4 protein-coding genes are annotated in these 2,094 nt (G+C 48.9%); all 4 read left to right on the forward strand.

Translation table 11 applies throughout. The features are described 5' to 3' along the window. The coding region (locus VFS25_RS04705; protein WP_326460965.1) for a hypothetical protein at positions 1-220 on the forward strand (220 nt) is incomplete at its 5' end. Between the two features lie 138 nt (positions 221-358). After that, complete coding sequence (locus VFS25_RS04710; protein WP_326460966.1) at positions 359-721, forward strand: hypothetical protein; 363 nt, start codon at positions 359-361, stop codon at positions 719-721. 75 nt (positions 722-796) lie between these two features. After that, a complete protein-coding gene (locus VFS25_RS04715; protein ID WP_326460967.1) occupies positions 797-1,375 on the forward strand; it encodes a flavodoxin family protein in 579 nt (192 codons plus the stop codon). 12 nt (positions 1,376-1,387) lie between these two features. Next, positions 1,388-2,092: a hypothetical protein gene (locus tag VFS25_RS04720; protein WP_326460968.1), complete on the forward strand. Its 705-nt coding sequence runs from the start codon at positions 1,388-1,390 to the stop codon at positions 2,090-2,092. The last annotated feature ends 2 nt before the right edge of the window (positions 2,093-2,094 follow it).

The following is a 2,094-nucleotide window of genomic DNA, read 5'->3' on the forward strand; positions in this document are numbered from 1 at the left end:
AAACGACAAGCCTGCCCACCATGCTGTTTTCCGCTCACGTGAGGCAGCCCTTGAGATCAGCAGGAACTTAACACCCAGGAAGCTTTTTATATTACCCGTTACTTTCTTTTTAGACGGCATCTCCGTTTGCATTGATGCATCTTACGACAATACCCTCATTTTTACGTATACCTCCGGCCGGGAAAAGATTTTCCTGAAACATTGCTCGCTGCTGAGATGATACGCCCGTTACACATGCGTTTAACCCTGTCAGCATCACTGTAATGAATTACCATCAGTACTAAGCCCGTTCCGGCTAAGCTCCGGCACATTCATCACTATTTGGGGGATTTCTAAACCGATTATCTGGATTATTGCAATGGAAAAAAACATACTAATTATAGAGCGGAATATTGAAGCAGTTTTCTTTTACAAGCAGCTACTGCAAGTTCATGGGTATGCAATAGACCATGTATCATCCGATAGTCAGCTATTGAAGTACGATTTTTCTATACCTGACCTGTTCATCATCAACAGCCGTTTTTTAACATTAAATGAGTGGGAAATTTGCCAGCACCTGAAAGGCAGTCCCTTAACCAAAAATATTCCTGTAATTATTATTTCCGGTACGCCTGATATAGCAGATGTAGCCAGGCGCTGTGCAGCCGTTTTTATGGAAAAGCCTTTTATTTCTGCTGATCTGCTGGCTACCATTAAACGCTGCCTCGACAACGTACAGTAAAACTTCCTTTACAGCAGCGTTCCCTCATCAATCGCGGCACATCAATTGTGACCACCTGTTATAAAAGTTACAATTATGAAAGCTGTAATATTGCTAGGCACGCTGAAAAAGGAGGGCGTTTCCAACACAGCGGTGCTCTCAGCGTTCTTTCAGCAAAAGCTGGAAAAGCAGCAGGTGGAATGCGAGATCATTCACCTGGTAAAGGAGCGTATTTTGCCCGGTACCTATACAAATATGGGAGAGGGCGATGCATGGCCCGCTATTCTGGACAAGCTTACCGCGGCACAGCTCATTATTTTTGCAACACCCATATGGTGGGGCGGCCATTCATCTGAAATACAAAAGGTAATTGAGCGGCTGGATCATGTGCACGACGGTATTCTGGCCGGGCAACCGTCAAAGCTGGCCGGCAAAGCCGCCGGTATTATTATTACCGGCGACTCCGATGGGGCGCAGCATATCATAGGAAATATCAGTAATTTCGTGAACGCCATCGGCCTGGTGCTGCCGCCATACGCCTCCCTTTCTGTACTGTGGGAGGGACAAAAGAAAGGAGCCTCCACTACCCGGGAAGCGCTGATGCAGAAGTATGAGGCGGAGTACAGCAAAACAGCTGACACCATGATAGCGCAGCTGCTGAAATATGCCCACTAATCATTCACATACATGAAAACTTTAGCAACCACCTGTATTTGCCTGCTGCTTACCGTACTAGGCCTGCAGCAGGGGAAAGCGCAATCCTTCGTGGTGGGCGCCTGGCAGGCGCAAACCGACTCTGTTACCACGGTTATGCTTATTACCCCCGATTACTTTACGGTTACCAGCTACACCCCGCACCGGTTTATATCCACTATGGGCGGCACCTGGGTAGGCACCGGCGACCACAGCGCCACCACTAATATTGAGTTTAACTCCGCCAACAAATCGCAGGTAGGCCAGCACCCGGATGCATCGGCAGATTTTGAAGGCGAAAATTTAGTAGTTAACCTGGATGGCCAGCGCTATACCTTCAGCCGCCTGGATGACGGCAGCGCCGCCCTTGCCGGCTGCTGGCAGATAACCGCCCGTGACCGCGACGGTAAAATGAGCCCCATGCAGCCTGGTCCCCGTAAAACAATTAAAATACTAACCGGCACCCGGTTCCAATGGGTGGCCATCAATACGCAAACCGGCGAATTTTTTGGCACCGGCGGCGGCACCTACACTTTCGAGAACAACGTGTACACGGAAAACATCGATTTCTTTTCACGCGATAACAGCCGGGTAGGCGCTTCCCTTGAATTTAAAGGCGCCGTGAACGGTAATAAATGGGACCATAGCGGCAAAAGCTCCAAAGGCGATCCCATACATGAAGAATGGACCCGGAAATAACG

Origin of the sequence: Chitinophaga sp. (genome assembly GCF_035761305.1) — a bacterium.
Classification (GTDB): Bacteria; Bacteroidota; Bacteroidia; order Chitinophagales; family Chitinophagaceae; genus Chitinophaga.